Origin of the sequence: Xanthobacter autotrophicus ATCC 700552 (genome assembly GCF_043194565.1) — a bacterium.
In the GTDB taxonomy this organism is placed as follows: domain Bacteria; phylum Pseudomonadota; class Alphaproteobacteria; order Rhizobiales; family Xanthobacteraceae; genus Xanthobacter; species Xanthobacter autotrophicus_F.
In genome coordinates, this window is sequence record NZ_JBAFVS010000059.1 from 1 (window position 1) to 1,911 (window position 1,911).

Genomic DNA, 1,911 nt, shown 5'->3' on the forward strand with positions numbered 1-1,911 from the left:
GTGCGCCTCGAAGGCGCGCATCATCTATGGAGGAAGGTTCCATCCGGAGAGTTGTCGATTGATCCGGAAGCTGACGAGCGGCGCGGCCGGGCAACCAGCCTCGTCGAAGCCTCGTGACAAAGGCCGCCTTGGGCGGCCGAGCGATCCAACGGGCCGTAACGTGAGTGAAGTTCGAGCAGGCCTCGAAAGAGTCGATGCAGGCGCCGACCCGCCTTTTGCTCGGGGAAGGCCGCGCGGACAGGGAAGCAATCGACAAACGCACCTGTCTGGTCTGCCGGGGTATTGGACACAGCACGTTGGAATGGTGATGCGGGTAATCGAGGGAGACCCGTCCGGGTCGGAGGTCGCGGCTTCAACACCGCTTCGGAGCGGTGGATCGGACGGGTGTCGGACAGGGTCGTATGACCGTCGAAGCCGGGTAACGCCGGCAGAGGAAAGGACCCTGACTTCTGGTGTGCTTTCGAAGTTGGCGAAGTGGGGGTGATTGGCGATGAGCCTCGAAACACCCGATAAGATCAGGAGCCTTCAGAGAAAGCTGTACTGCAAGGCGAAGGCGGAGCCCGCTTTCCGCTTCTACATTCTCTACGACAAAATCTGCCGCAAGGACATCCTTCTGCGTGCCTATACGCTTGCCCGCGCCAATGCGGGTGCGCCAGGTGTGGACGGGATGACCTTCGGACAGATCGAGGCGGCGGATATAGACGCGTGGCTGGCGAGCTTGCGCGAGGACCTCGTCTCGAAGACCTACCAGCCTGATCCAGTGCGGCGGGTGATGATCCCAAAGCCTGGCGGCGGCGAACGTCCGCTTGGCATCCCGACGATCCGGGACCGGGTGGTTCAGGCCGCAGCCAAGATCGTGCTGGAGCCGATCTTCGAGGCGGACTTCGAGGACGGTGCCTACGGCTATCGGCCGCGTCGGAGCGCGATCGATGCCGTCAAGGAAACGCACCGGCTGCTATGCCGGGGCTACACCGACGTCGTCGATGCCGACTTGTCGAAGTATTTCGACACGATCCCGCACGCGGACCTCCTGAGATCGGTGGCCCGCCGTGTCCTCGACCGGAATGTGCTGCGGCTGATCAAGCTGTGGCTGCAAGTACCGGTCGAGGAACGGGATGGCGACGGGAAACGGCACATGAGCGGCGGCAAGAGCAGCGCTCGCGGCACCCCCCAGGGTGGTGTCGCCAGTCCGCTGCTCTCCGTCATCTACATGAACCGGTTCCTGAAACATTGGCGGTTGACGGGGCGCGGCGAGGCATTCCACGCACATGTCATCTCCTATGCCGACGACTTCGTCATCCTCAGCCGCGGGCACGCGGAAGAGGCTCTGACCTGGACGAGGGCGGTGATGACGAAGCTCGGGCTGACGCTCAACGAGGCGAAAACCTCGGTGAAGGATGCCCGGCGTGAAGGCTTCGACTTCCTTGGCTACACACTGGGACCGCGCCACCTTCCCAATGGAGGTCGCTGGTACCTGGGGGCGAGCCCGTCCAAGAAGAGCGTGCAGCGGGTCAAGGTGAAGATCGGCGAACTTCTGGTGCCCGGCAACAAGGGCGCTTGGGACGAAGTGCGAGCACGGTTGAACCGCGTTCTGCGCGGTTGGTCGGCCTACTTCTCCTACGGCGCCCTTGCGTCGGCATACGAGGCCGTCGATCAGCATGTCTATGACCGGACGCGGCACTTCCTCCGTCAACGACACAAAGTGCAGGGGCGTGGAACGGATCAGTTCTCCCGCGAACATGTTTACGGGGAATTGGCCGTGCGATGCCTTCGACGCGAGCGCAGTCGGTCGTCGCCGTGGGCCTTGCGGTGAAGCCAGTCGGAAAGCCGGATGCGGGAAATCCGCACGTCCGGTTTGATGAGCGGGGACGGGAAACGGGGCAATGCCACCGCGCCCGTCCCCGACTCTAC

The 1,911-nt window shown here is 63.4% G+C and carries 1 protein-coding gene; it reads left to right on the top strand.

What is annotated here, in order from left to right:
* Positions 1 to 490: 490 nt before the first annotated feature.
* Positions 491 to 1,813: a group II intron reverse transcriptase/maturase gene (gene ltrA / locus V5F48_RS24850; protein ID WP_394260629.1), complete on the top strand. Its 1,323-nt coding sequence runs from the start codon at positions 491 to 493 to the stop codon at positions 1,811 to 1,813.
* The last annotated feature ends 98 nt before the right edge of the window (positions 1,814 to 1,911 follow it).